This window comes from Syntrophus aciditrophicus SB, from assembly GCF_000013405.1.
GTDB classification, from domain to species: domain Bacteria; phylum Desulfobacterota; class Syntrophia; order Syntrophales; family Syntrophaceae; genus Syntrophus; species Syntrophus aciditrophicus.
On the sequence record NC_007759.1, the window covers coordinates 2,223,257 to 2,249,125 of the forward strand.

Sequence of the window (25,869 nt, forward strand, 5' to 3'; positions counted from 1 at the left end):
CGGCCAGTTATGATAACTGTCATTACCCCCTTGTGAACAAAACTCTTTGCCTGATCCATCTTTGGCATGATCAGGGATCTGGAGGTGGATTTTTTCGTCTCCAGGGTAAATACGGAGCTGGCTCCCGCAAAAGCCCACCCTTTAAGATGAGGATAAAGGAGGCGAAGCGAAGGATCCTGACGGAGAAAAAGGGGAAGCCCCATTCACCGGAAAACCGAAAAAATTGTACGCGGCCGATCAATTTCAACATTTGCAATCCATAGACCTGCAGATGGGAGAGGAACATGAAGAAGACGGGCGTTGTTAAAGACGAAAGGTATATGAATCATCTTACCGGACCGGGACACCCGGAAAGTCCGCGGCGGCTTGAAGTCATCTATGACATGCTCGAAGACCGTGATATGCAGGGACGCTTTCAGGACGTACCGGCCAGGGAGGCCAGGATGGATGAGCTTCATCTCATCCATTTGCCGGATTATGTGAACAGAGTCGCATCAACCGCAAGGATGGAATACAGCTGTCTGGATCCGGACACGGACACTTCTCCCGGATCCTATAAAGCGGCTCTGCTGGCCGCCGGAGGGCTATGCGAGGCCATCTCCATGGTGGCGTCCGGAAAACTGGACAATGCTTTTGCACTGGTGCGACCACCGGGTCATCATGCCGAGGCCGACAGGAGCAAAGGGTTCTGCCTGTTCAACAATGTGGCCATTGGCGCCCGATATGCCCAGACAGCACTTCATCTCCAGCGGATACTGATCATTGACTGGGATCTTCATCACGGAAACGGCACCCAGCATTCTTTTGAAACGGATCCATCCATCCTCTATTTTTCAACCCACCAATACCCTTATTTTCCGGGAACCGGGGCCTGTGATGAAGTGGGAAGGCGGACGGGCCTCGGATTTACGGTAAATGTACCACTGAGCAGAGGATACGGTGACGGAGAATATGCGGCCATTTTCGAGAAGATTCTTAAATCCATCGCACCGGAATTCAGCCCCGATCTGATCCTGGTATCCGCCGGCTTTGATATCTACGGAGGAGATCCGCTGGGCGGAATGAGGGTTTCCCCGAAGGGATTTGCCGGGCTGACCCGTTTAATCGTGGATATCGCCGTATCCTGCTGCAGCGGCAAGGTCGTCCTGACCCTTGAAGGAGGTTATGATCTGACCGGTCTGAGAGACAGTGTAAAGGCTGTTCTGAAGGAACTGGCCGGACTGTCACACACAGATTATGCCGATATGGCGTTGCAGGCCAACCAGGCGGCCGTCGACAGGGCATTGAAACCTGTTCTTCAGGTGAACAGAAATTACTGGAAGGGCCTGACACCTTGACAGCCGCAATTCCCCTTTCCTGGCACCCCGGCGTTTTTCTGAACCGGGGAAGGCCGGTTAATTCCCTGGGGATTTTCTGATTTCCCGGATCAGGCGGCGCAGGAGAACGGCATCCCGCCGGGAAAAACGTCTGTCCCGGTAATAACGGCGGTGAAAAGCGTTCACAAAACAGCCGGCCTTCTTCCGCAGCTCCTCATCCGATACCTCTCGAACAAACTCAAGAAGCCCCTGCGACGGTCCCCTGAGATAACCGAGTTTTTTCATCCTTGCGAGAAACTGACTGATCAGAACATCTTCTCGCGGCCTGTTCCTCCGCAGGAGCGCATACCCCATGATAACAAGAATCAGTCCCGCAAGCGTCAGAAACGTCAATCGGTTCGACCAGCCTGTCTTTACCGGGTCTCTTATCGCCGGCCATTTAAATAAATCCAGATTTTTTAACCCGGTCTGCAACGTTTCAAAAAGATGAAACTGCCTCTGCATGTCATAGCCGATAACCGCCATATTCCAGTAATAACGAAGGAAATCCAGAGTCATCCCCATCCGGAAAAAGAAGCCTGCCTCGTTCACACTCCCTGATTCCTGATAAGGCGGGGTAGGATCGAAACGCACCCACTCCTTCTCATTCAGATAGGCCTCCACCCAGACATGGGCATTTTTCTGAAGTACGATGTAGTAGCCGCCCGTTTGCGAATAATAACCGCTTCGATATCCCCCGATCAGCCTTGCCGGAATGCCGGCGGTTCTCAGCATGACCGCCATGGCCGAGGCGAAATATTCACAGTTCCCATACCGACGCTTCAGTAAAAAATCCTCGAGGGGATGGGGTGATACAGGAAGGTCTCGGAGGGAATAACGATAGGAGCCCACCTTAAGGAACCGGTAGATCCTCTGCACCGCCTCCTGTTGATCCGCCCCTCGGATCAGCTCCGTCACCAGAGTTCGGATCTGGGGAAGGTCGCCTGGAAGCTGCAGCCAGACTGCCCGGTCGATCTCTTCCTCCGGCAGAAATTCCGAAAGGACCGATACGCCTTCGTATCTGAGACGGCGGTTCAGAGGCCTGCTTGTCTTATAGGTCAAGCCGGGTCCCCTGACGGCTCCACGCAGGATCAGGTTCACCGGCTTATCCGCTGTAAAAAGGGAATCCATCCCGTGGGGTTCCAGATAAAGGGTATAGGATATCCTCTGACCCTGAAGGGCAGGTGGAAAAGAGGGGGATTTCTGCGCTTTTTGGAAGCTGTGCCATGATTTCCCATCAAAATGATCCAGAACAATTCCTCTCCAGTACAGTTTTTCCTCAGTCAGCGGTTTCGTACGGACTCGGAAGACGACCGTATTATCCTCCTGGATGGCTGACACTTGGCCAAGGCCCACATGATCGGAAAATCCGGAGGTTCCGATCCCCTTGCGCTGAAAGGTTTCAAAAAGCGGGTGACCAGTGCGGGGCAGGAGGAAAAAAAGAACCGTGGTGAGGGGAAGGACGACGAGAGGAAGAATCAACCCATGGGAAACCAGTTTCATAATCACCCGTCCTTCCAGGACAAGATCCGGCGATTCCGCGTAATAAGAAAGGAGGATTGCGCCGGCGCCCATGAGAAAGATATAAACGACTAAGTACAGCAGGAAGATCATGTCCAGGCTGAGAAGTGCCGATCCAGCCAGCAGAAAAACCGACAGTCCGAAAATTTGCAGGTAATCCCGGACCTTCTTCTCCTCCAGGAGTTTGACGACGGTCAGGAGCATCAGCAGTTCGATGACGGGGATGACGACATCGTCGGTGCGAACCCGGACTATGGCAAAAATCATCGCCGCCAGGGCAAGAATATTCAGAAAGATCCGCGGCGGAAAGCGAGCCGTCCGAAAATCCCCGTAAAGGCCGGCCAGGAAGAGCAGGACACAGCCTCCTGTGTACGGAATCCCGGTATAACCGCCAACGGAAAGAATTCCTGTGGCCACAATTCCATAAGAAAGCCCCTTGAGAATCGATTCAACTCTGAGAAATCGGTTCTTCATAGCTCACTTCCGCCAGATCCCGGAGCAATCTCAGCTTGTGATGACGGCCGGTGCCCGGCTTTCGGATCAGGTTTCCCAAGCGCAGTCCCACAGGGACATTCCTTCTCAGTGCGGCAATCAGCAGAAACGTCGCGCAGGACAGTTTCAGCTCCAGGCCGGGGAGGTCCAAACGATGGACATCAAGAATCAGCGGCGGGCGGGACGGCGCTTTCCTCTCTCGGGTTTTCAGCGTCCCGGTGCGGGCGGTGGCCTTCCAGGAAATTGTCCGCAGGGCGTCCCCCCGCTGATAATTCCGGATGGACAGGACCTCCGGATCATCCCCTTTCTGATCCTGATTCCAGCTGTCCCCCTCCAACCGGAAATCCGCCGGCCAGCTGCCGGGGGAAGCTTTCACAGGTTGGGGAAAGACGATGCAGGAAAAGTTATCGCTCGGCGTTCGCTGGCGGACAATCAGATTCAGGGGAAATATGGAACTGATCTTGAGGTTGCGTAAAATATGCATCCCCCGGCGGTCAAAGGACAGATCCATGGATTGGACAGCCTTTTCCCGGCAGGCAACAAAGGGATAAAGCAGAACTTGCTCCTCGATCGTCACCCGCAGCAGAAAGGCGGGAATTCGCCGTCTCGGATTGAACAGGATCACCTGAACCGGAATGGCTTTACGGGCATAGATTTCATCGGGAAAGACGATTTCCAGTTTGAGTCCCGACAGGTTGATCCGGCCCAGAAAACCCGAAACGGCCAGGAAACTGAGCAAAGCGGCTTCGATCAGATAAATCAGATTATTGCCGGTGTTGATCGCCGCGATTCCGATCAGGAGCGTCAACGTAATGTAAGCCCATCCCGCCCGCTTTATCCGGATCATGCCGGGAGCCTCACTCTGTCAATCAGCGACTGAATCAAAGCTCGTCTGTCCAGCGACTCCTCATCTTCCATGAGCAGGATTCGGTGGGACAGTACATGGGGGGCCAATTCCCGGACGTCTTCCGGAAGCACAAAATCCCGCCCATAAAAAAATGCCAGGGTCCTGGCCGCCGAGGTCAAAGCCAGTCCCCCGCGCGTAGAAATCCCCACCCGGATACGAGGATCCTCCCGCGTTGCCCTGACCAGGTCCAGGATGTATTCCAGAATCCGGTCGGAGACGTAAACCTTCCGGGGAATTTGCTCCTGAGTATCCAAAACCTCATCCCGGGAGAGAAGAGCCGTTATATCGGCAAAACTGCGCCGGGCGCTCCCGAGCTTCAGGATTTCTTTTTCTTCCCGGCTGGAGGGATAACCGATGCTGATCTTCATCATGAACCGGTCCATCTGGGATTCCGGCAGGGGAAAGGTCCCGTAATGTTCGACGGGGTTCTGCGTCGCGACGACAAAAAACGGCTGAGGAGGGGATAGGTTCTGCCCTCGATGGTCGTCTGCTTTTCTCCCATGGCTTCCAGCAGAGCGCTTTGTGTTTTCGGCGTGGCCCTGTTGATTTCATCGACCAGAACGATATGATTGAAAACCGGCCCCGGATGAAACTCGAATTCTCCGCTTTTCTGATTGTAAACAGACAAACCGGTAATATCGGCAGGCAGAAGGTCGCTCGTGCATTGAATCCGCCCGAAGCTCAACCCCATGATCCGGGCAAGCGCCAGCGCGAGCGTCGTCTTTCCGGTTCCCGGCAGATCTTCAAGCAGAAGATGCCCCCGGGAAAAACAGGTCACCAGGGCAAGTTTCAGGACCGTATCCTTGCCGGACAGATAACGGGAAAGATAGTCAAGAATTTCGTTGATCCTGCCGTACCGGAATTTCATTTCCAAGGACGAAACGCCCCTCGCTGTTCATTGAAAAAAATCACCCGAATATATCTCGTATCGGGAAGTCGTTACTCTATAGAACAGACTGGTTTGAAGTCAAGAACTGTTCTTGAAGGTTATCCTCCCCTCCCGCAAACGTCATGCAGATCGTCTTCAGGATAACGTGGTCGGTCTGCGCGCAGCCGGGTTGCCGGAAACGCCAAAGACGCGGAGACACTCATAGTTTCCGGAATTGACTTGCCCTCTCCCGGATAAAAAGATTAAGAATATGCAAATGCGTGTTCCCCTGGAACTCATCAGCATCAGGCAGGAAAGCGGCAGCCATCGCGGGCCTTCGGATGATCCGCATTCTGTATCTGACTGAAAGTTCATGTTAAGATGCTTCCCGTACTGGAGAAACACGCTACACGCGATGCCGGTCAAACCGTGACCAAGGAGGAACCTGTGACAACCCCTGTAATTCGCGTCGTCGATTTATGGAAAATCTATGGAGAGGAAACGGACGGTTCCATGGCACTCCGCGGCGCAAACATGGAAATAGCGCGCGGCGAAGTTCTCGCCCTGCTGGGCAGAAGCGGATCCGGCAAAACGACCCTGCTGAATCTCCTTGCCGGCCTCGATCGACCCAGCCGCGGTTATATTGAAGTGGAAGGCAGGAATCTTCAAAGCCTGGGAGAAAAAGGCCGGACTTTGCTGCGCCGGACCCGCATAGGCTTTATATTCCAGTTTTTTAATCTCATCCCTACCCTGTCAGCCTTTGAAAATGTTTACCTGGCCCTCGAACTGGCGGGAAAAACAACGCCGGCACAGGCATTCGAGGCTCTGGAAAGCGTGGGTTTGAAAGGCAAGGAAAAGCGCTATCCTCACGAGCTGTCCGGCGGGGAACAGCAGCGGGTCGCCATCGCCCGGGCCATCGTCAAGGCACCCGCCCTGATCCTGGCGGATGAGCCGACAGGAAACCTTGACACCGCCACCGGCCTTCAGATTCTCGAACTTCTTTCGTCTCGATGCCGGGACCTGGAAACATCGCTTTTAATGGTAACCCACACATCCATGGCCTGCCGGTTCGCGGACCGTGTTCTGCGCATGGTTGACGGTGTGGTCATACCTGAGGACGATGGTGAAGCGCGGGAAATCCGGAACGAGAAAATCGAGTCCGGCTTCCCGGCAGAGAAGCCACGTCATCATCGATAAAAGGGACAGCGCAGATGCGAACCGTAACCAGGTCATTCCTGAGATATCTTGTCAGGCGGCGCAGCCTGAGTCTGCTGCAGTTGATGGGTATCGCCTTCGGTGTGGCGGCTTCCCTGGGTATGGCGTTTTCCGCGATGTCGGCCCTGGCGAGTTTCACTCACGCCATTGAATATCTTCAGGGAAAATCGACCCATTCCCTCGAACGGAACGCCGGCCCCATGGACGAAGCCATTCTCCAGGGGCTGATCAGTGATCCGTCCGTAGAGTCGTTTTCGCCAGTCATCGATCGCCGTCTTCGCGTTGCGGATGGCAGCCAGATTCGGATCCTCGGAATCGATCCTTTTCTCGATACGGCAATTCGGCCTGAGTTGGCCCGGACTTCTTTTTCCGACGATCGGAGAAAGGGCTCAGAAGAAAGCCTTTCCTTTGTTCTCGAAGAAAAAGCCGTCCTGATGGAAGCCGGAATGGCTCAGCATTTGAACCTTGCGGCTGGGAGTAAAATTTGGAGTTCCCATGGAGAACTGGAGGTCATCGGCACCTTTCCCAACCCATCGGGCGAACCCCTGCTGCTCATGGATATCGCCCATGCGCAGAAACTCTTCAACATGCCCGGCCTGATCGACCGAGTCGACCTTGTCCTGGCGGAAGAGCAGGAATTTCGAAACCGATGGAAAACCGGTTTTCAGATCAAGTCCAACCGGCAGCGTCAGGAAACCTTCACTGCCATGCTGGGCGCGTTCCGGCTGAATCTTGAAGCCCTGTCGCTCATGGCGCTCTTTGTCGCCGTTTTCCTGATTTACAACACCACCATGTTCGCCGTTGTCAGCCGCAGGCGGGATGCAGGCATTCTTCGAAGTCTGGGGGCGAGCCGCGGCGAGATCATCCTGGCGTTCATGACGGAGATCCTCATTTTCGGAGTCATCGGAGGGGCCGTCGGCAGTGTGATGGGATACATTCTGAGCCGCCTTTTGACGGAGGTCATCGGGGGAACGATCAGCAATCTCTATTTCTTTCTGCGCCCGGTTCCTCTGGCATGGTCGTTCTGGATGCCGGCCGCCGGTGTGCTCATCGGCTGCGGGGCGAGTGTCCTGGGCAGCATTTTCCCGCTGATCGAACTGGCGCGCCTGGATCCCGTTAAAGCGCTTTACGGCCGATCCGTAAGCCGCAGAGGAGACCTCGCCGCAAAAAAAGTCGCGGCATCCGGCATGTTGATCCTGCTTCTCAGCGCCGCCGTTTTTCTCCTGCCTTCGAACAGCATCTACACCGCTTATGGCGCCCTCTTCGGGGTCCTTTTCGGACTTAGCCTGCTTACCGGTTACATCGTTATTGTCTGTTCGCCCTTTCTCACGGGCTTCCTGACCGGCCTGGGCGGCATTCCCGGAAAAATCGCGGCCGGCAACATCCGCCGGAACCTGGGACGCACCGCTGTGGCTGTCGCGGCTTTCATGGTGGCTCTTTCCATGTCTGTCGGCCTTTCTCTGATGATCGGAAGTTTTCGCGAATCGCTCCTCTGGTGGATGGACAGGCAGTTTCAGGGGGATCTCTATATTTCCAACGCGTCGGAAAAGGAAGTTCCGGAAAGGTTTTATCTTGAGCTGAAGGCCATGCCAGGCATCGCCGTAGACGCGTACCGCAAGACCCAAATGACTTATCGCAACAGGCCCATGTTCGTCTCCTCAGTCAACGCCCCCGTGCTCCAACGATACGCGCGCTTCGCCTGGCTGTCCGGTGATGATGAGCATTGGGAGGCCGTCAAGAAAGGAGATGTGATCATTTCGGAGAGTTTCGCCCGTAGTTTCGGCGTCGGGGCCGGAGACATCATCACCCTGGAGGGCATGCAGGGGCCGGCGAGGCTGCGCGTTGAAGCCGTATTCTATGATTACTCTACAGAACATGGCCTCGTGATGATGGATCGCGGCACCTACCTTCGGCTCTTCGCCGATCGGACCATCAACAGTGTGGCGGTTTTCCTTGACCCGGGGAATCCCCGGCGCCCGCATATCCTTGATCAGATCAGGCAGAAGGCCCGGCAGCATGGTCTTCCCGTCTCCAATCGGGAGCAGTTTTACGGAAACATCCTTGCAATCTTTGACAGCACCTTCGCGATCACCCGTTCCATGAGGTTCCTGGCCATCATCATCGCCTTTTTCGGCATTGCCGGCGCGCTGATGACCCTTTTTCTCGAACGGAAGAGTGAGTACGGAATCCTCAGGGCGCTTGGATTGTCGACAGGGCAGGTCGCGCTCATGACCCTGCTCGAAGCCATCGGGATGGGGATCATGAGTTTTCTGCTCAGTGCCGGTAGTGGCACCCTCTTCGCCTTTATTCTTATCCGGGTGATCAATCTTCGCAGTTTCAACTGGACGATTTTTTTCCACCCACACCTTTCCCCTTATCTTCTCACCGCCCTGACAGCCCTTCTGGCCAGTTTCGGAGCGGCGCTATATCCGATATGGGTGGTTCTGCGGACTTATCCGCAGATGCAGATACGGGATGATTGAATTGCAGCAGAAAATACAGGAAAAGAAAGGACCGCGGAAAGCATGATCAACCGATATCATTACAGAAACACATCCTTCCTTATCCTGATCATCATGATACTCGCCTGCGCGCCTGCAGGGGCCGAAGGCGAATGGAAGCAGGCGACCGGACCCAGGCAGTGGAGTTTCCCCCGGGATCACGGCAACCATCCTGAATTCAGAACGGAATGGTGGTATTTTACAGGCAATCTGATCGATGCGGAAGGCAACCGATACGGATATCAGTTGACCTTTTTCCGGCACGGAATCCGGCAGACGGCGCCCATGCCCTCAAACCCCTGGTCGATTCGCGATGTCTATCCCGCCCATTTTGCCGTCACGGACGTTGCCGGTGCGAAATTCTCTTCCGCGGAGCGCATCAGCCGTTCAGGCCCCGGTCTGGCGGGATCGAAGCAGGGGCGAATGAACGTCTGGAATCTGAACTGGTTCGCGCGGATGGAAAACGGGCGCATCCACATTGGTGCGCGTAGCGGGCAGACTGGGCTGGACTTGAACTTGAGGCCGAAAAAGCCCCCGGTTCTCCACGATCGGAACGGTCTGAGCCGGAAAGGATCAAGACCCGGGCAGGCATCCTATTACTATTCTTTCACGGATCTGGAAACAACGGGAAACCTGGAAACCACCGGAACGGGCAGGAGGATTCAGGTCAACGGGACAAGCTGGTTCGACCATGAATTCGGATCGAACACACTCGCGGAAGATCAGACAGGTTGGGATTGGTTTTCCCTGCATTTTTCCGACGGCAGAGACCTCATGATCTATTTCCTCAGAAAGAAGGATGGCTCACTGGAAAAAGAATCCTCGGGAACCCTCGTGGAATCGAACGGCATATCCCGCCACCTTGATCTTTCTGAAATTCGGATTAGAACTCTGAGATACTGGACGAGCGCGAAAACAGGCGGCCGATACCCAGCCGGTTGGCAGATCGATATCTCTTCGGCTGATCTTTCCGTACGTCTTGATCCTCTCCTGCAGGATCAGGAATTGACAACCCCGGGGTCAACGGGCGTCAATTATTACGAGGGCGCTGTAACCGGCAAGGGATTGTCACAGCAGAAGCCGGTCACCTGTGAAGGATACATCGAGATGACCGGCTATGCGGGAAGCATCGGAGGTCTGTTTTGAAAACGAGATCATATTTGACCAGGCGCCAAGTAAAGCCTGCTCAGGCAGACGACGCCGATCAGGACAGCCGCGGTTTCTTTCACAAAAAGAACAACGAAAGGCCCTGCAGACTTTGTTTTTGGCAACTCCCATCATTTTGAACCGCCAACCTTCCTTTTTTTATTCTTGTTGCATGGGTTGCCGCGGCGGCGATGGGCGCCATACCACTCCATTCTGTCGAGAACCCTTGCCGCGGCTTGAGGTGACGAAAGGACGATCGGTTTGTAGCGTCTGCCGTAATCAAACACCGATCCACGGATCGGCGAATCGGGCACGTTGATGATCGGCTTGCCCGTGGACTCCATAAGTTCGGCAACCAGGGCAAGCAAATCTTTTTCCCAGGGAGTCAGCCCGGGATATTCACCGTCGCCGGACACGGGCCGCTGATCGATGCCGCTCATGGGAACACCCAGCAGGGAAAGAGCGATAACGGCATCCACCGCGTCACATTCGGCCACCGTCCTGAGCACTCGAGGACCTGTTTCTCCACCTGCTGAGGCGACCAGATCCAGCGGGTTTCGCCTGCTCCAGAACGGAGGCAGGATTTTGTCGAGAGCGGCATAGAGCTCGGCCGGGAGTTTCGCAAGATGCAGTCCATGGCGGGCAACCGCGTCCGCCGCCATGACCCCGGCTCCACCGCCCTGCGTCACCACTGCAATCCGCCTTCCCCTGGGCAACGGATTGCAGGCGAGGCAACTCCCAAGGTCAAGCAAAGCGTCTGTTGTCAAGCAGGTAACGACTCCCGCCTGCCTCGCAGCGGCCTCCCACACAGCCGCGGAACCGGCCATCGCGCCGGTATGAGAGGCTGCCGCTTTGCTTCCGGATTCAGTCAGGCCGGCACGCAGGACAACGACAGGCTTCACCGCCGCCGTGCGCCGGGCTGCGTCGAGGAAAAGCCTTCCGTCATCGATGCCTTCGATATACATCAGGACACACGAGGTGTTTGGATCGTCGCGGAGATAGTCGAGAACGTTGACAGCGCCGATTTGCGCCTCGTTGCCCACGCTTGCGAACTTGTCGATGCCGATGCCTCGTCGCCGGCAGCCGTTCACGACCTGAGAACCGAGATTGCCTGACTGCGAGACAAAACTGAGTGTGCCCCGGGCTGGATGGAGCGCGACGAATCCGACGGCATGCAGTTGGACCTCGTTGGAAATCATTCCCATGCAATTCGGCCCCATGACCGTTACCCCGCCCTCCGTTGCGATTCGAGCGATATCCTGCTCCGCCTCAGCTCCTGCTGCCCCGGTTTCGGAAAATCCGGCAGCGATTGCGATGGCCGCCGGGATTTGCTTGCGTCCACATTCTTTCAGCATAGAAGCCACCTGGCGCCCTCCCACGGTCAACAGGGCCAGATCGGGCGCTTCGGGCAGCGCCTCTATACTCTCATAGGACTGAAGGCCGAAGAAAACCCCTCCTCTGGCATTGACCGGATAGACCTTCCCTGTATAGCCGCCGTCCAGAATATTGCGCAGGACTGATCCACCCCATTTCGTTACGTCATCCGACGCGCCCACGATCGCTATGGAACGGGGAGCGAGCAGGGACCGCAGGTTGGGCTTGAATATGCGCTTCGCCTGTTGCGGCACGGTAACCTGCGACAGGATGATCAGCGCATCGACGGCGACAGGCTGACCGCCCCGCACAAGGACCGGGTTGACATCGATCTCGGCAATCCGGGGATGATCGATCGCGATCTGACCAATTGCCTGTAAAATCTTCGCAAGGGCCACACGATCCACCGGGGGAAATCCACGGAAGGAACCGAGCAGACTCCTGGCTTTGATCAGATCAGGCAGTTCCGCCGCATCCCAATCGTCCATCGGGGCAAGGGCCAAAACCACATCGCCCAGGGCCTCCGCCAGAACGCCCCCCAGTCCGAAGGCCACTACCGGCCCGAACACCGGGTCGCGTTTCATGCCGACCATAAGCTCCCTGTTGCCGGCGACCATCTGCTCCACCAGCACCGCTTCAAGAGCGCCTGCGGCCCGTTTCTTCAGCAGGCGATATGTCGCGGCGGCTTCTTCCGGGTCCTCGACACCCAGCACTACGAGTCCGGCTTCGGTCTTATGGTGGATGTCGGTGCCGATCGCCTTCAGAACTGCCCTGCCCCTGATCTGTTCCACAGCTGCCGCCGCTTCGGTTTCGCTCTTCACCGGTACGCCTTCCGGAACGGGAATGCCGTATGCCGCGAACAGGGTTTTTGACTGCCACTCATTCAACGCTGCTTTACCGGAAGTCAGGGCTTCCTTTATCAGGTCCGCGGCAGTCGCACGGGCGATTTCGTGTGATTTTTTATTCATGGCCACCAAGTTATTTTTTTTATAAGGCTTCAATCGCCTGTGGACGGTATCGTCCGGCAGGGTTTTTATCCGCTTTTCAGTCTTATTCGCATCCACCGCCAGAACAGCCAACTGTATACCGCTCCGTTAACGATTAGAACTGCTGCACCCAGAAAGGTCTGAAGTTCAGGGGTGAGCTTGTCCGGATAAACAATGGGAATCAGGTAGTGTTCCATGAATCCTGAGGGATAGGCGTCTCTTCCCCCAGCCAGCCGAAGTCTCCACTCCAGAGTGGTCAGGGGACAGAGCCATCCCTTGAATTCGATGAGCGCGCCCCAGATCACGGAAGGAAGGTGGAACAGCGCAACCCACTTCCATCGGATTACCGGCAACCCTCCAAAAACCACGAAAAGAATGAATGCCAGATGAATTATTACCACCATATCTGCGAAGATGCGGTAGATCATTTCTCTCTCACGGCGCTCCGAAGTGCCTTGTCAAACAGGACGCTTCTCTCTGGGAACTTGTCCTGACTTTTAAATCAATCCTGTTCCGAGTTCTTCTCCTTTCATCTCTTCCGCCGGATAAGGCGTCAACAGGGACAACAGCTGCTCCCCGTTCTGATTCTCGAGGTCGATCCAGATCGCCTCGCTGCCCTTCGGCAAAATCACCGGATTCTGTCATGAACAGGCAGAATCAATTCATCCGAAACAGTGGTGATAATCGTACAGGGATGAATCTGCTGATAGGCGGGCGACAGCCTGCTTTCATAAAGCCCGGCAAAGCCGAATGGCTTTCCGGATTGAAGGCTGAAGGAGAAATATTCCTTCCCTTTTTATACTCGCCGGCAACATCCTCGATACGAAAGGAATCCAAGATGAAGGACAAATCCGTTAAAAGAACAAAGCGACCTCACATAGGAAAATCACAAATTATTGTCTGAAAATAGAGTTCATCCTGGCATCCCAGTATTTGACTGTAACAGGGCTCGTAGTTATTCCGTATTGTATTATCTGTGCATTTTCCCGTATAGAACCTTTCCGTCGACACTGACTTTCTTTTTACGTTGAAAAAAAATTCATTAACAGAAAGAAGGAAACATGACGGTTCAAACGGCAACCCGTGAAAAAAAGGAGATGCGGAAAAACCGGAGAATAAGGCTTTTCGGTCTGCAAAATACACTCTTAAGCACAACGACCTTTCATTTCAATTCCGACCAGGAAAATCGAAATCATCCCGCCATTGAAGAGGCATCCCTTATTTCGGCGTTGATTAAAACCTTCAGCGAGAATTGAGCACAATAACGACAAAAAATGAAATAGTCACCAGGAAAGATTAATTCACTGCCATAAATATATCCCTGTCCATGTGACGACATAGGTCGGGAAATTTCCTTGATTATACCTTAATATCAAATAACTAGAAAGGAAGGTCAATTTTTGGCTGTTTGGCTTTTCTATAAATAAGAAACGTCCGTCCCAGTATCTGTGCCACATCGGCTTTAAGCTGTGAGGCCAGATATTCAGCCGCTTCCTTTCGGTCGGTCAGGCTGCTGTCCAGGAGCTTGACCTTGATCAATTCATGATGTTCGAGTGCCGCATCCGTTTCATGAAGGATGGATTTCGTAATTTCACTTTTACCGATAAGGACCACCGGCTTCAGCTCATGCCCCAATCGGCGCAGGAATCTTTTCTGTTTCCCTGTCAACATGTAATCTCCGTTTATATAATTGATTTTGCTTGACAATAACTTATTTCTCCTGAAAGGAAGTATAGGAAGAAAGCCTTCATGTCAATGAAATAAATGATGCTCAATCCGGCGTGGAGCTGCCATACCATACTTAAACTGCTTTGCCACAAAACAGGCAACACATTGCATTGCAAATGAACCTGCGGAAAATTTCCCGGCGTTAAGCGGCGAATCCGACATCGACATTTTACGAAAGTTTCCCATGACAAATATTCTCAAAAGCATTAACATTATAAAAAAGGGCTGTCCCCGGCCGGATCAATCGGTTTTTTATCTTTGTCGAAATGCAGCATCATGCCGCCTCTGTCATCAATAATGACCGGCAGTGTTTTCTACATTTGCAACACGTCAATATTTCACATAAACCATCGGATCAGGAAAGGCACAATGAAATGATACAGAATACTCTTGAAAAGATCGAAGAAAGATTAAAAAAAACTGAATCGATGAGTGATGAAAACAAATCCGAACTGCTCGATCTCATATCAACATTGAGGATTGAAATCGCCAACCTTTCGAAGACTCACAATGAACAGGCGGAAAGCATCACGGGATTTACCGAAGTATCGACTCGTGAAGCCATTCGTCAGGAAAAGAACCCTGAACTTGTTAAACTTTCGATCGCGGGTCTGGAAAAATCCGTGGAGGGATTCGAAACTTCTCATCCGACACTGGTGGGAATTGTCAATAGAATCTGCACAATGCTTTCCAATTTAGGGATATGATCTCCCGGCGATCCATGAAAAATCCTTCTCCCACACACAGCGTCCTCATGGGCTATATCCTCTGGATCTTCGGTTTTACCGGATCGGAAAGGTTTTATTATGGCAGGCCGATTTCCGGTACGGTTTATTTTTTTACGTTCGGCCTTCTGGGTATCGGCTGGTTTCTGGATCTTTTTCTGATCCCCTCCATGGCCAGGGAGGCAGATCTGCGATTCACGGAAGGGAAAATTGATTATAATCTTGCCTGGCTTCTTCTGACCTTTCTGGGCATATTCGGCATCCACAGATTTTACATGGGGAAATGGATCAGCGGTCTCCTGTACTTACTTACGCTGGGGATTTTCGGTATCGGCTATATTTACGATTTCTGGACGCTGAACGATCAGATCACGCTTGTTAATGCCTCCGAACGGCAGTGATGCCGGGATTCCGGATCGCACGGCAATGGGCCACGGCATGAATCAGGAAGGAGATCATCATGAAGAACGTAGAAATGTCTGTTGAAGGAAATATTCTGACCATTCATGTTGATTTATCGAAAGAATTCGGCCCTTCAGCCTCCGGAAAGACGATGATGATAGCTTCAACGGAAGGCAATGTATCCGTACCGGGCTACGAAGAGGTTAAGGTAGGCTTGAATGTTTATCAAAAAAAACAAGACTCGTTTAATTCCATCCTAACCGGTAAAGACTGCAATATCTCTGATTATCCCTGAAAATTTATTATCCCGATGCTGGAATACCCTTCTGATTTTTTTCGTGGAATATACACATTGTTTTTCTCGTACGCACAAACAAAAGCCGATAATCGGTCTGAACTGCTATCATTCGCACTGTGGTATAAACAACACAGACCTGTTCAGAAACGGTTTACAGGATATTGAACAGGCAGAAAACACCAATAATATTAATGGGTACGCATCTTATTTTTTTAAAGAATCGAGGAAAATAATGGAACGCATTTTGCTTAAATAGGCTTTAACTTAATAAGGATTGAATTTATGTATTTTCAAAGGACTTTGAAAAGCGATCTGTCCTGTCAGAGTGTGGGGTTGCATTCAGGCAGGAAAGTTAATATGCGAATCAGACCTGCGTCCTCCGACGAAGGCATCATTCTCGTGCGCACGGACACCCGATACAGACAGATGATCAGGGTTTGTCTTGAAAATGTTACGGATACAACATTGGCAACAACAATTGGCAGTAGCGGAGCCGCGATTTCTACTGTTGAACACATCCTCTCGGCGTTAAGTGGGATGGGTGTAGATAACGCGATCATCGAGGTTGATGCGCCTGAAATTCCAATCATGGATGGAAGCGCATTGCCGTTTGTCAACATGTTGAAGCTTGTGGGTATCCGCACCCAGGAAAAATTGAAAAAATACCTGGTCGTTAAAAAGCCTGTTTCCGTATCGGAAGGGGAAAGTTTCGCAATGCTGGCGCCTTCCAGTTCCTTCGAAATCACATATAAAATTGAGTTTGACCACCCCCTTATCAAGGAACAGAGCTATCATCTCAAATTGTCCGACGAAACTTATGAAAAGGAAATCTGCAGTTCTCGTACTTTCGGTTTTTTAAAAGATGTCGAATACCTCCAGGCCAAAGGACTGGCCCTCGGCGGTTCTCTTAAAAATGCCGTCATCCTTGACGAAAAGAGAATCATCAACAAGGAGGGACTGAGAAGCCACAATGAATTTGTGAAGCACAAAATACTGGATGCAATCGGAGATCTTTCCCTGATAGGGATGCCGATCGTCGGGCATTTTATTGCCTACAAATCCGGTCACAAATTGAATTCCATGCTGGTAAAGGCATTACTGGAACAGCAGGAAAACTGGACGACAGCCAGTTTTTTGAATTGTCAGGACGCCCACGGGCAGAATACCCGCGAAAAATTCAGCATACGGGACATTCCTGCCCGGAAAATTCTGGGCGCCATCCACGCATGAAAATCTGTAATCTGCACGCTTCTGGAAACAGGAGCGTGCAGATTTAACTTTGGCAGGATTTTTTAGACCTGTTTAACAGTCCGTCGTCGTGAAGGATTTCTCAATTTGCGGTAAGCGCCGGTCTCTATGGGACCGGGAAATTCACCCTCCTCTTCCCCCTGTTCCAGTTCTTCTTCACCATACTCGATTCTTTCGCTGATTCCAAAACGCATCCGCAACACCTTTTCTTCCCTTGGTGTCAACGTCGATAATATCTTTCTTGTCTGCTCCGCCAGATCCATACTGATCGTCGCCTCGGACGGAGACATGATCTTTTTATCTTCTATGAAATCACCAAGATGGCTATCCTCCTCCTCACCGATGGGAGTTTCGAGTGAAATAGGTTCTTTGGCGATTTTCAGAACCTTCCTTACCTTTTCCAGAGGATACTCCATCTTATTCGCGATTTCATCCGGGCTCGGTTCCCGTCCCAGCTCCTGCACGAGATAGCGTGATGTGCGAATCAATTTATTAATAGTCTCAATCATATGGACAGGGATTCGAATCGTTCTGGCCTGATCGGCGATCGCCCGGGTAATCGCCTGTCTGATCCACCATGTTGCATACGTCGAAAATTTATATCCCCTCTGATATTCAAATTTATCAACAGCCTTCATTAATCCGATGTTTCCCTCCTGGATCAGATCCAGAAACTGCAACCCCCGATTCGTGTATTTTTTAGCAATGCTGACAACCAGCCGCAGATTGGCTTCAACGAGTTTCCGCTTGGCTTCTTCAGCTTTTTTTTCACCATGCTCGATGTTGAACAGGATTTTTTTGAAAGCCGTTACAGAGTATCCTGTTTCCTTCGTGATATTTTTTAGCTTTCGATTGGCTTCCCGAATCATGGCTTCCACGGATTTCAGCTTTTCCATGGTAATGCCATATTCCGCCAGAATCGCTGCTTCATCTTGAGGATATTTTTTCAGTCTGGAACATGCCTTTTCAATCTGCGTCAACGAAAGTCCCGTTTCCTCTTTGCATTTTTGAATTTCATCTTCAGCCTTTTCGAGTTCGGCAAGATACCGTTTGATATTGGCAACCAGTTTATCAATCTGTTTTTTACCAAACCTGACTTTACGGCAAAGCTTGATGATTGCTTTCTTATTCTTTTCCATCTGAATTTTTAAAGCTTTACGTCCATCCTCACTGAGATCCTTTGCTCTCAACTTCTGCAGAATTTGATCATTTTTGCCGTCAAGCATGGCAACCTTATCAAGCAGTTTTATCACACGTTCCCGTTGAGAGTCTTCCTCAACATAGCCGTCTTCATCCTCAAGATTGTCAATCACATTTTTAATACGTATCTCGTCACTTTTCAGTTTATTTCCAATATCAACCACTTCCTTCACGGATGCCGTGACACCGAATACCGCTCCCATTGCCTCCTGAGCGCCTTCTTCAATAATCTTGGCAATCTCAACCTCACCATCACGGCTCAACAGGGACACATATCCCATCTCGCGGAGATACATCTTAACGGGGTCTCCTGTCTTTCCCGCGACGGACATCATATCGATAAGCTCCCCTTCTTTCGCGGTTTCTCGTTCCTCGACAGGACTTTTTACCAGCAGCTTTTCTCCCTTCTCGGTATCAATGATATCGATATTTTTTTCACCGAAAAGCATGATGATATCGTCTATCTGATCTGAAGATGTAATATCGGACGGCAGAAAGTCATTCACATCGTCATAAGTAAGGAAACCCTTTTCCTCGCCCAGAGAAATTAATTTCTTGAATTCTTCCGATTGTATATTTTTCCCCATGTTGGTTGCTCCCCTCAGTAAATAAAAGGTCTTAGTTAAGGCGCAATTATTACAATTCCCTTTCTTCTCTCATCAGCCGCTCTTTTTCTTTTAAAAGTTCACGCCCCAATGCCTGATCGCCTGACGCCTGCGCGTTCAACAGACGATTTTTTATATTTTTATGCTGTTCTTTGTACCATCTTCTTTTCACCTGCCGGATCATATCCGATGTAATCGAATCAAGTTGCTCTTTCTGAAAGGGACTTCCCTTTACAAATAATCTCAGAAAAATATCCTCAATATCGGGATTATCAAGTTTCTGAATAAAAGATACGGCGTCACCCGGATTAACGGTTTCATTCACTGCATAATCGATCCAGGATTGACCGATCAATCTCAGGTCCCTGTTTATAAAATATTCCATGGCCTTTGACGACAGAATGGAAGGGATGACATCCGGATATTCCATCATCAGATGAATCATATTCAATTCCAGTCCTGAATAAGCGGCTTCTCTTTGCTGCACGGGCGTGAGAAATTCTTTGCGCGCGTTGGAACGAAGCCTGCGTTGCACCTCTTTTTTCAAAATATCCTGATCTATACCCAGTTTCTCAGCAACCCGTTTGATAAAAAGATTCCTGTCAATGACATCCTGTATCCCCGTAATGAATGCCGCCGCCCGGGCCGCAGCGCCTCCTCTTTCTTCAAACGAATTCCCCCTGCCGATCGCGTTCTCTATATAGTAGTCAACAATCGACGGTGCGCCTTCCACCATCCGCTTTAAGGCCTCCCCACCGTAGCGACGGACAAAATCATCCGGATCAAGTCCCTCGGGAAGAACCACTGCCCTGGCATCCATATGAGCTGCAATGAACATCTCAACACTTCGCGCCAGCGCCTTTTTCCCTGCTTCATCCGAATCAAAGGTGATGGCCACCTGATCGGTATATCGCCTGATCAAGGCGACGTGATCTTTTGTCAGGGCCGTCCCCAGCGTGGCCACAACATTCTTGATTCCGGCATTCCACAGAACGATAAGATCAAAATATCCTTCAACAAGGATCACATATCCGCACCGGCGTATCTCTTCTTTAGCCAGATTCAATCCGTAAAGCTGCCTGCCTTTAATATATGCAGGCGACTCCGGTGAATTGAGATACTTTGGTTCACCATCTCCCAGAATTCTGCCGCCGAAGGCGATGATACGCCCGTCAACATCCTTGACCGGAAACATCAGCCTATTACGGAATCGATCATACAGCACATCCGGCCGATCATCTTTTGCGACGATCAGCCCGGCTTCTCCGGCCATTTTCAGGGACTGTTTTTTCCGTTCAAGATGATTTCGCAGATAACGCCAGCCGTCCAGGGCATAGCCCAGACTAAAAACCTCTATCGTGGACTCTTTCAGCCCCCTTTCTTTCAGATAACTTGAAGCGGCCTTCCCTCCTGGAGAAAAAAGGTTGTCTTTATAATAAGCTGCCGCAATCTGATTAATCTGGATGATTTGTTCCCTGGCATTGAGTTGACTCTTTCCGTCTCCACGAAAAGAAGATGTGGGAAGAATGACCCCTGTCCTGCGCGCCAGCAGTTTAAGGGTATCGGGGAACGTTGTATTGTGCAGGCGCATCAGAAAAGCGAATACGTCCCCTTTTTCGCCGCATCCGAAACAGTAATACATCTGTTTTTCACGATTGACCGTGAAGGATGGTGTTTTTTCGTTGTGAAAAGGGCAGAGACCCAAAAAATTTTTCCCGGCTTTTTTCAGGGAAATATACTCCGATATCAGTTCGACGATATCGATCCTGCTTTTGATTTCCGCGATTTTATCCCCGGGATGATCTCCTTTCAACACACAACTCCGTCATTGACCGGCGAACAGTAACGTTCTTTCAGCCGACCGCCTGTTACCCTTTTGAATGCAACCCGTCATTATTGAATTTCATGCTTAAGGACGGGAAAGTTTCATTTTCAACCGTTCGTTGACCGCCTTGCCGTCTGCTTTGCCCGTTACCCTGGGCATCAGGACTTTCATGACTTTCCCCATATCCTTTACACTGGAGGCCTTGGCTTCCTGAATGGCTTTTTCAATTTCGGCGTCCAGTGCTTCCTCCGTCAGCTGCTGCGGCATGAACGATTGAATAATCTGCAGTTCCTGTTCTTCTTTTTCGACCAGATCCTCTCTTCCACCACGGCCGAACTGCTCAATCGAATCCTTTCTCTGTTTGACCATGGACGAAAGGAGCTGAAGGACTTCCGTATCATTCAACTCCCTTTTCAAGTCAATCTCCCTGTTGTGCAGAGCTGATTTCACCATCCGCATAGTCGAAAGCCTCACCTTGTCCTGCTTTTTCGCTGCCGTCACCATTTCAGCTTCAACGATTTCCCTGAAACTCATTGCTTCTCCCTTTTTGTACCCCTTAATCCTTATTTGTGAAATTTCTCGTTATTAACTCGATCATGCCTGCTCAAAAAAGAAAAACAACACATGAGGATAACCTGAGTGTTGAGAATTCATTTCGTTATAATTGCTTTTACAAGGATCAGATGATCACCGGTCTCGCGATTTCTGAATCGTGATGTCACAACTTGGTTCAACTCAAGTAAAGGCGGATGTGCAGGTTGATGCTTCGCGGGATTGGAGAACAAATAAACCGGGACCAGGTCGAAATCTTTATTTAAATAAATTTAATTCATTCTGAAGACTTGTCAACCTATTTATTGTCCCAGATCATCTCTGAGTTTACATCCGCCCAGCAAGTGCATATGAAGGTGGAAAATGACCTGCCCCCCCTCTTCTTTGCAGTTGATAACCGTACGGAATCCCTTTTCATCGATGGCTTTGAGCTTCGCGATTTTCTGAGCAGCGGTCATCATGGACATCAAATATGCCATTGTATCGTCCGAAACGTCCATGAACGTGGAAATGTGCCGTTTAGGAACAACGACGACATGTACCGGCGCCATGGGATGAATGTCTTCAAAGGCAAGAACATGATCGTCCTCATAAATCCTGGCGCAGGGAATCTCCCCTTTAACAATACTGCAGAACAGGCAATTATCCGCCATGCTGTAGCCTCCTCATCTTTCTAACAGTCCTGTTTTTAACAGACCTGCTGATTTTCGATTCAAGGTGCCCTATTTCTTTACAGCGGGGTTGATGTCAGGAACTTTTTGCAAGGCTTATGGCCTCTTCAAGAGCTATTGCCCCGGAATAGAGAGCCTTGCCTATAATGACACCTGCTATGCCGGATTCCTCCAGAGGAAGAAGCCTTTTGATATCATCGAGAGTAGCAACGCCGCCTGAAGCTATGACCGGAATATCGACCGCTTCGGCAAGCACTCTGGTCCCTTCCACATTAACTCCGGTCTGCATCCCGTCTCTGCTGATATCCGTGTAGATGACAGCGGCTATGCCTCGGTTCTCGTAAGATATCGCCAATTCAAGGGCAGTGATCGCACTTTGTTCCGTCCATCCCTCGACGGCGACTTTTCCATTGTTTGCGTCAATACCAAGAATGACATGCCCAGGAAAAAGATCGCAGGCATTATACACAAATGACCGGTCTTTCAGAGCCGCTGTTCCCAGAATGACCCATTGAACTCCCATATCGAGATAGCGTTGTATTGTGGATATATCACGGATTCCACCGCCTATCTCCACGGGAACGCCGACACTCTTGACAATTTGACTGATAATTGCAGCATTCCGGGGATTGCCGGCAATGGACCCGTCGAGATCAACCAGATGTAACCGTTCCGCCCCTTTTTCCCGCCATGCTTTCGCCATTTCAACAGGATGATCAGAGTACACGGTAACCCGCTCAAAATCCCCCTGAAGAAGTCGCACGCATTTCCCGCCTTTAAGATCAATTGCCGGAATGATGACCAATCTGAAAAACCCCCCTTAAGAATTTACAGATTAAAAACAAACTTTTAATTTCATTTACAATGATGCTTCAGTCGATTATGCCGGTGTGCCTGTACTTGAAAGATTTTTACTGCCCATTGGGGAAGGTTTTCAGAATTTCCAATACACCCTCTTCCGTAAGTTCTTCAGCTGTCAGCCATCGCCCTTTCCCTTTATAAAAAGCAAAAGCCTGAAAGATATTTTCCATTAGGGAGAGCTGCGTTTTATCAAAAATGCCTCTCCAGATAAGCGAACCGTCGCGAGCATTGATGAGGTGCATGGCAAACGCTACGGAAGCCGCCTGATCAGTTCCATAAGCGAAACCCCTTCGTTCTCTGAAACGGTAAACATAACCATACATGACTGCGTCCGCGCCCAATTCCTGCCCCGACTTCATCAGCAGCTCCTTGAGGGGAGCCTTAAGAGAATTCGCGGAAATCCGCTGGAACACACCATGAACTCTTTCAGGCGGAACAATCTCATATTTCTCCGTCTTGTCAATGCTCCGGATAAAAACGTCTTCCACGACCTTTTCGGCCTGAGGCGCCACACTGCCCACATTAACAATCGTTCCACAAATCGGACAACGCAGGGCATTATCCACCACCTCATCCGGGTCGACTCTCTGTATCGGGAAAACAGCAATGCGGCGCAATGCAACCGATTTTTTTTCAGGAAATGTTTCCACTGAAATCGAATTCTGAGTACAGCCTTGAATCGTCAATAACAAACCGATGAAAAAAGAAAAGAGACAGCCTGTTACAAAAACAGGTACTTTTGATATGGATGGGTTTTTCATCACATCTCCCCGCGCCAACATGAAATTTAATCGGTTACAAACATCCTTTGGTGGATAACACACCCTGAATCCGGCTATCAATACTAACCGCCATACTCAATGCACGGGCAAAGGCTTTGAATACGGCCTCGGCAATGTGATGATTATTTTCACCATAAAACAGATTGATATGCAAGGTGATTCCGCTATGGTCCGAAAATGCTTTAAAAAATTCCCTGATCAGCTGCAAATCGAATTCACCGGCTCTCGCTCCGGCTGAGAACGCCACATGATAAACCAGATAAGGCCTTCCAGACACGTCGAGGGTAACAGCGCACAGGGTTTCATCCATGGGTATCGTCGCCGAACCGTAACGAACCATCCCTGTTTTATCACCCATCGCGTCCTTTACCACTTTTCCCAGACAGATGCCCATATCTTCCACCAGATGGTGATCGTCAATCTCCGTATCACCCCGTCCCTTGACCGTGAGATTAAAAAGTCCATGACGGGAAAAAAGAGTGAGCATATGATCAAAAAAAGGAATAGAGGTTTCAACGACGGCCTGCCCGCCGCCATCAAGATCTATTTCAACGGATATATCGGTTTCGGATGTACTTCTTTGAACGCTGGCTTGTCTCATAATCACTCCCGGGATGACGCCCTGTCTGTCAATGCATTGATGAATAAACTATATCTTCCGATCTCCCTTTTCAAATTCAGATGACTTTGTTCAGCGGATACTCGATAATGCCCTCTGCTCCACCTTCCTGCAGAAGGGGAATCAGATCTCTGACAGTATTCGCGTCGAGAATCGTTTCAATGGCCAGCCAGTCCTCGGAATACAGACTGGATATCGTGGGCGCCCTCAACGACGGAAGTAAACGAATAACCCGGTCAAGATTGTTCCTGGCAACATTCATTTTGATTCCAACCATGCCCATGGCCTGCAGGGAACCATTCAGAAGAGTCCGGATCTGTTCGATTTTCTGCCTTTTCCAGGGATCGTTCCATGCCGCATGGTTAGCGATCAAAACTGTATTCGTCCGCATCAATTCATGGATGATCTTCAGATTGTTCGCTCGGATCGTGCTTCCAGTCTCGGTTACTTCCACGATGGCGTCGACCAGACCCTCAACCACTTTTGCTTCGGTCGCCCCCCAGGAAAACTCGACATGAACGTTGATGCCTCTTTCCTTGAAGTAACGTTTCGTGAAGTGGAGCAGTTCCGTTGAAAGCCGTTTTCCTTCGAGTTCCTCTATTTTCCGAAGAGGAGAATCCTCCCGAACGACAAGCACCCTACGAGCCTGTTTGGCCGATGTCTTTGAATAAATCAGATCCTGTATTTCATAAACATCGGAGTCATTTTCAATGATCCAGTCCCTGCCGGTCAACCCCATATCCAGCGTGCCATCCTCCACATATCTTGACATTTCCTGCGTCTGACGAGAGTGCAGGAAAGCTCGTCGTCATCGACGTCGGGAAAGTAGCTTCTGCTGTCGTAAGTAATATTCCATCCTGCCCTTTTGAAAAGGTCAACGGTTTTCGCTTCAAGGCTCCCCTTGGGTATCCCCAGTTTCAATTTGTTCATTTGTAGACTTCCTCCGGATCAACCAGCTTTTCTCCAATAATTTCAAAAGATTCCCCAACAATCTTTCGATAAAAGCAGGATCGATACCCCGTGTGGCAGGCTGCCCCGGTTTGCTGCACTTTCAGGACAATGGCATCCGCATCGCAATCAATCAAGATTTCTTTGATAATCTGGTAATGACCTGATGTCTCCCCCTTGATCCAGAGGCTGTTTCTTGAACGACTCCAGTAAGTCGCCTTTCCGCTCTCTCTGGTTTTAAGCCAGGATTCGCGGTTCATGTAAGCCAGCATCAGCACTTCGCCGGTGATGCAATCCTGGACAATCGCCGGTATCAATCCGTTTCCTTTTACAAAATCAGGTTCCAACATCAGAGTTCTCCTTAAAACTATTAGCTTGTACGGATATGAACCAAATAAAATTTAAACATTAATAAATCGGAAAATGCTAATTTAAAAATCAGTGATTATCAAGCATTTTTTTATTCGTCTGTGATTTCTCTTGACTTTGATTTTATAGAGCCCTATCTCTTAATGAAGTTTTTGCTGATAATTGCCGTCAGCAATTCACGTCAATAAAAAATCATTTTGAATCATCTCAATTGTTGAATTTATAATTAAACTTATTTTTACAGGGAGGTATGCGGCAATGTCACTGTTGACCGGCGGCGCGATTTCAACTTTCTTAGGATTGCTCGGCCTTATTTTCTGGTGGTCTCACTTTTTGGCGATTTTAAAAGGGGCTATTCCTGTTTTTCTGGTTCTTGGAGGAATTTTAGCTATGTACATCGGCTTCGATGACATTCAGGACAAACTGAATCGGGAACGGCAGAAGCAGGAGGAAGAACTCGCCCGGGCCAGGGAAGAGATTGAGGCCGTGAAAGCACAGACCAGTCAGTATCGTGAGGAATTGGACCGATTGAAAGAAGATACCCAGAAGAGGTCCTCACAGGAGTAACACCTTTACTCTTTGTCTAAATTTATACAAGTTCCATGGATCACAGAGATTCAGAAAATATTGCCAGATGTTAATACCATGAACTAACCGACACCATCTCATTC

At 50.4% G+C, this 25,869-nt stretch carries 26 protein-coding genes and 2 pseudogenes; 10 read left to right on the forward strand and 18 right to left on the reverse strand.

The window, feature by feature from the left end:
• Positions 1-284 precede the first annotated feature (284 nt).
• Entirely contained in the window at positions 285-1,337 is a 1,053-nt protein-coding gene (locus SYN_RS10305) for a histone deacetylase family protein (protein WP_011418060.1), read from the forward strand.
• Between the two features lie 57 nt (positions 1,338-1,394).
• On the opposite strand, the gene SYN_RS10310 is transcribed toward SYN_RS10305, so the two are convergent.
• The 4 genes from SYN_RS10310 to SYN_RS16580 are packed head-to-tail and all read right to left on the reverse strand — an operon-like array spanning position 1,395 to position 5,143.
• The gene (locus tag SYN_RS10310) at positions 1,395-3,350 is read right to left on the reverse strand and encodes a transglutaminaseTgpA domain-containing protein (RefSeq protein WP_011418061.1); all 1,956 of its coding nucleotides are present in this window, start codon (positions 3,348-3,350) and stop codon (positions 1,395-1,397) included.
• Positions 3,325-4,215: a DUF58 domain-containing protein gene (locus tag SYN_RS10315; RefSeq protein WP_011418062.1), complete on the reverse strand. Its 891-nt coding sequence runs from the start codon at positions 4,213-4,215 to the stop codon at positions 3,325-3,327. The genes SYN_RS10310 and SYN_RS10315 overlap by 26 nt, the downstream gene beginning before the upstream one ends.
• Complete coding sequence (locus SYN_RS16570; protein ID WP_237671286.1) at positions 4,212-4,646, reverse strand: AAA family ATPase; 435 nt, start codon at positions 4,644-4,646, stop codon at positions 4,212-4,214. Before SYN_RS16570 ends, SYN_RS10315 begins: the two co-directional genes overlap by 4 nt.
• Positions 4,643-5,143, reverse strand: a complete 501-nt coding sequence (locus SYN_RS16580; protein WP_258165180.1) for an AAA family ATPase — start codon at positions 5,141-5,143, stop codon at positions 4,643-4,645. Before SYN_RS16580 ends, SYN_RS16570 begins: the two co-directional genes overlap by 4 nt.
• Positions 5,144-5,590: 447 nt before the next feature.
• Here SYN_RS16580 and SYN_RS10325 point away from each other — a divergent pair, with 447 nt between their 5' ends.
• Genes SYN_RS10325 through SYN_RS10335 form a run of 3 tightly spaced genes read left to right on the forward strand, consistent with a single transcriptional unit; the run spans position 5,591 to position 10,005 of the window.
• Positions 5,591-6,340 carry an ABC transporter ATP-binding protein gene (locus SYN_RS10325; RefSeq protein WP_049750047.1) on the forward strand — a complete coding sequence of 250 codons (750 nt, stop codon included), beginning with the start codon at positions 5,591-5,593 and terminating at the stop codon, positions 6,338-6,340.
• 14 nt (positions 6,341-6,354) lie between these two features.
• Positions 6,355-8,841 (forward strand): ABC transporter permease, encoded by a 2,487-nt coding sequence (locus SYN_RS10330; RefSeq protein ID WP_011418066.1) that lies wholly within the window; start codon positions 6,355-6,357, stop codon positions 8,839-8,841.
• 42 nt (positions 8,842-8,883) lie between these two features.
• Positions 8,884-10,005 (forward strand): lipocalin-like domain-containing protein, encoded by a 1,122-nt coding sequence (locus tag SYN_RS10335; protein ID WP_011418067.1) that lies wholly within the window; start codon positions 8,884-8,886, stop codon positions 10,003-10,005.
• 131 nt (positions 10,006-10,136) lie between these two features.
• Here SYN_RS10335 and SYN_RS10340 read toward each other — a convergent pair whose 3' ends face one another.
• From SYN_RS10340 to SYN_RS17085, 4 genes and pseudogenes are all read right to left on the reverse strand, one after another.
• Complete coding sequence (locus tag SYN_RS10340; protein WP_011418068.1) at positions 10,137-12,458, reverse strand: acetate--CoA ligase family protein; 2,322 nt, start codon at positions 12,456-12,458, stop codon at positions 10,137-10,139.
• Positions 12,413-12,793, reverse strand: coding sequence for a DUF2784 domain-containing protein (locus tag SYN_RS10345; RefSeq protein WP_011418069.1), 381 nt, complete (start codon positions 12,791-12,793; stop codon positions 12,413-12,415). Before SYN_RS10345 ends, SYN_RS10340 begins: the two co-directional genes overlap by 46 nt.
• Positions 12,794-12,862: 69 nt before the next feature.
• Positions 12,863-12,997: a hypothetical protein gene (locus SYN_RS16585; protein WP_011418070.1), complete on the reverse strand. Its 135-nt coding sequence runs from the start codon at positions 12,995-12,997 to the stop codon at positions 12,863-12,865.
• A pseudogene (locus SYN_RS17085) lies at positions 12,994-13,095 on the reverse strand (SOS response-associated peptidase); the annotation flags it as partial. The gene SYN_RS16585 and the pseudogene SYN_RS17085, both read right to left, overlap by 4 nt.
• Before the next feature lie 331 nt (positions 13,096-13,426).
• Between SYN_RS17085 and SYN_RS10355 the strand changes: the two are divergent.
• A complete protein-coding gene (locus SYN_RS10355) occupies positions 13,427-13,621 on the forward strand; it encodes a hypothetical protein (RefSeq protein ID WP_011418072.1) in 195 nt (64 codons plus the stop codon).
• A gap of 124 nt (positions 13,622-13,745) precedes the next feature.
• On the opposite strand, the gene yhbY is transcribed toward SYN_RS10355, so the two are convergent.
• Positions 13,746-14,036: a ribosome assembly RNA-binding protein YhbY gene (gene yhbY / locus SYN_RS10360; RefSeq protein ID WP_041585643.1), complete on the reverse strand. Its 291-nt coding sequence runs from the start codon at positions 14,034-14,036 to the stop codon at positions 13,746-13,748.
• 431 nt (positions 14,037-14,467) lie between these two features.
• Here yhbY and SYN_RS10365 point away from each other — a divergent pair, with 431 nt between their 5' ends.
• The 4 genes from SYN_RS10365 to lpxC all read left to right on the forward strand — a co-directional run bounded on the left by SYN_RS10365 (position 14,468) and on the right by lpxC (position 16,748).
• The gene (locus SYN_RS10365) at positions 14,468-14,800 is read left to right on the forward strand and encodes a DUF4404 family protein (RefSeq protein ID WP_041584996.1); all 333 of its coding nucleotides are present in this window, start codon (positions 14,468-14,470) and stop codon (positions 14,798-14,800) included.
• Positions 14,801-14,814: 14 nt separating this feature from the next.
• Positions 14,815-15,219 (forward strand): NINE protein, encoded by a 405-nt coding sequence (locus SYN_RS10370; protein WP_202943555.1) that lies wholly within the window; start codon positions 14,815-14,817, stop codon positions 15,217-15,219.
• Positions 15,220-15,278: 59 nt separating this feature from the next.
• The gene (locus tag SYN_RS10375) at positions 15,279-15,515 is read left to right on the forward strand and encodes a hypothetical protein (protein ID WP_011418076.1); all 237 of its coding nucleotides are present in this window, start codon (positions 15,279-15,281) and stop codon (positions 15,513-15,515) included.
• 285 nt (positions 15,516-15,800) lie between these two features.
• Positions 15,801-16,748: a UDP-3-O-acyl-N-acetylglucosamine deacetylase gene (lpxC, locus tag SYN_RS10380; RefSeq protein WP_011418077.1), complete on the forward strand. Its 948-nt coding sequence runs from the start codon at positions 15,801-15,803 to the stop codon at positions 16,746-16,748.
• Between the two features lie 62 nt (positions 16,749-16,810).
• Here the strand turns inward: lpxC and rpoD are convergent, their stop codons facing one another.
• From rpoD to hisI, 9 genes and pseudogenes are all read right to left on the reverse strand, one after another.
• Complete coding sequence (gene rpoD, locus SYN_RS10385; protein ID WP_011418078.1) at positions 16,811-18,553, reverse strand: RNA polymerase sigma factor RpoD; 1,743 nt, start codon at positions 18,551-18,553, stop codon at positions 16,811-16,813.
• A gap of 49 nt (positions 18,554-18,602) precedes the next feature.
• Positions 18,603-20,387 (reverse strand): DNA primase, encoded by a 1,785-nt coding sequence (gene dnaG / locus SYN_RS10390; RefSeq protein WP_011418079.1) that lies wholly within the window; start codon positions 20,385-20,387, stop codon positions 18,603-18,605.
• 93 nt (positions 20,388-20,480) lie between these two features.
• A complete protein-coding gene (locus SYN_RS10395) occupies positions 20,481-20,930 on the reverse strand; it encodes a GatB/YqeY domain-containing protein (RefSeq protein WP_011418080.1) in 450 nt (149 codons plus the stop codon).
• Between the two features lie 320 nt (positions 20,931-21,250).
• Complete coding sequence (locus tag SYN_RS10400) at positions 21,251-21,601, reverse strand: histidine triad nucleotide-binding protein (protein ID WP_011418081.1); 351 nt, start codon at positions 21,599-21,601, stop codon at positions 21,251-21,253.
• Between the two features lie 94 nt (positions 21,602-21,695).
• Positions 21,696-22,424, reverse strand: coding sequence for a 1-(5-phosphoribosyl)-5-[(5-phosphoribosylamino)methylideneamino]imidazole-4-carboxamide isomerase (gene hisA, locus SYN_RS10405; protein ID WP_011418082.1), 729 nt, complete (start codon positions 22,422-22,424; stop codon positions 21,696-21,698).
• Positions 22,425-22,530: 106 nt separating this feature from the next.
• Positions 22,531-23,130: a hypothetical protein gene (locus tag SYN_RS15375; protein ID WP_148202556.1), complete on the reverse strand. Its 600-nt coding sequence runs from the start codon at positions 23,128-23,130 to the stop codon at positions 22,531-22,533.
• Positions 23,131-23,275: 145 nt separating this feature from the next.
• Complete coding sequence (gene hisB, locus SYN_RS10415; protein ID WP_041585646.1) at positions 23,276-23,866, reverse strand: imidazoleglycerol-phosphate dehydratase HisB; 591 nt, start codon at positions 23,864-23,866, stop codon at positions 23,276-23,278.
• A 73-nt stretch (positions 23,867-23,939) separates the two neighbouring features.
• A pseudogene (gene hisG / locus SYN_RS10420) lies at positions 23,940-24,811 on the reverse strand (ATP phosphoribosyltransferase).
• Entirely contained in the window at positions 24,808-25,179 is a 372-nt protein-coding gene (gene hisI / locus SYN_RS10425; protein WP_011418088.1) for a phosphoribosyl-AMP cyclohydrolase, read from the reverse strand. The pseudogene hisG and the gene hisI overlap by 4 nt, the downstream one beginning before the upstream one ends.
• A 277-nt stretch (positions 25,180-25,456) precedes the next feature.
• Here hisI and SYN_RS16110 point away from each other — a divergent pair, with 277 nt between their 5' ends.
• Entirely contained in the window at positions 25,457-25,765 is a 309-nt protein-coding gene (locus SYN_RS16110; protein ID WP_011418089.1) for a hypothetical protein, read from the forward strand.
• Positions 25,766-25,869: the final 104 nt, after the last annotated feature.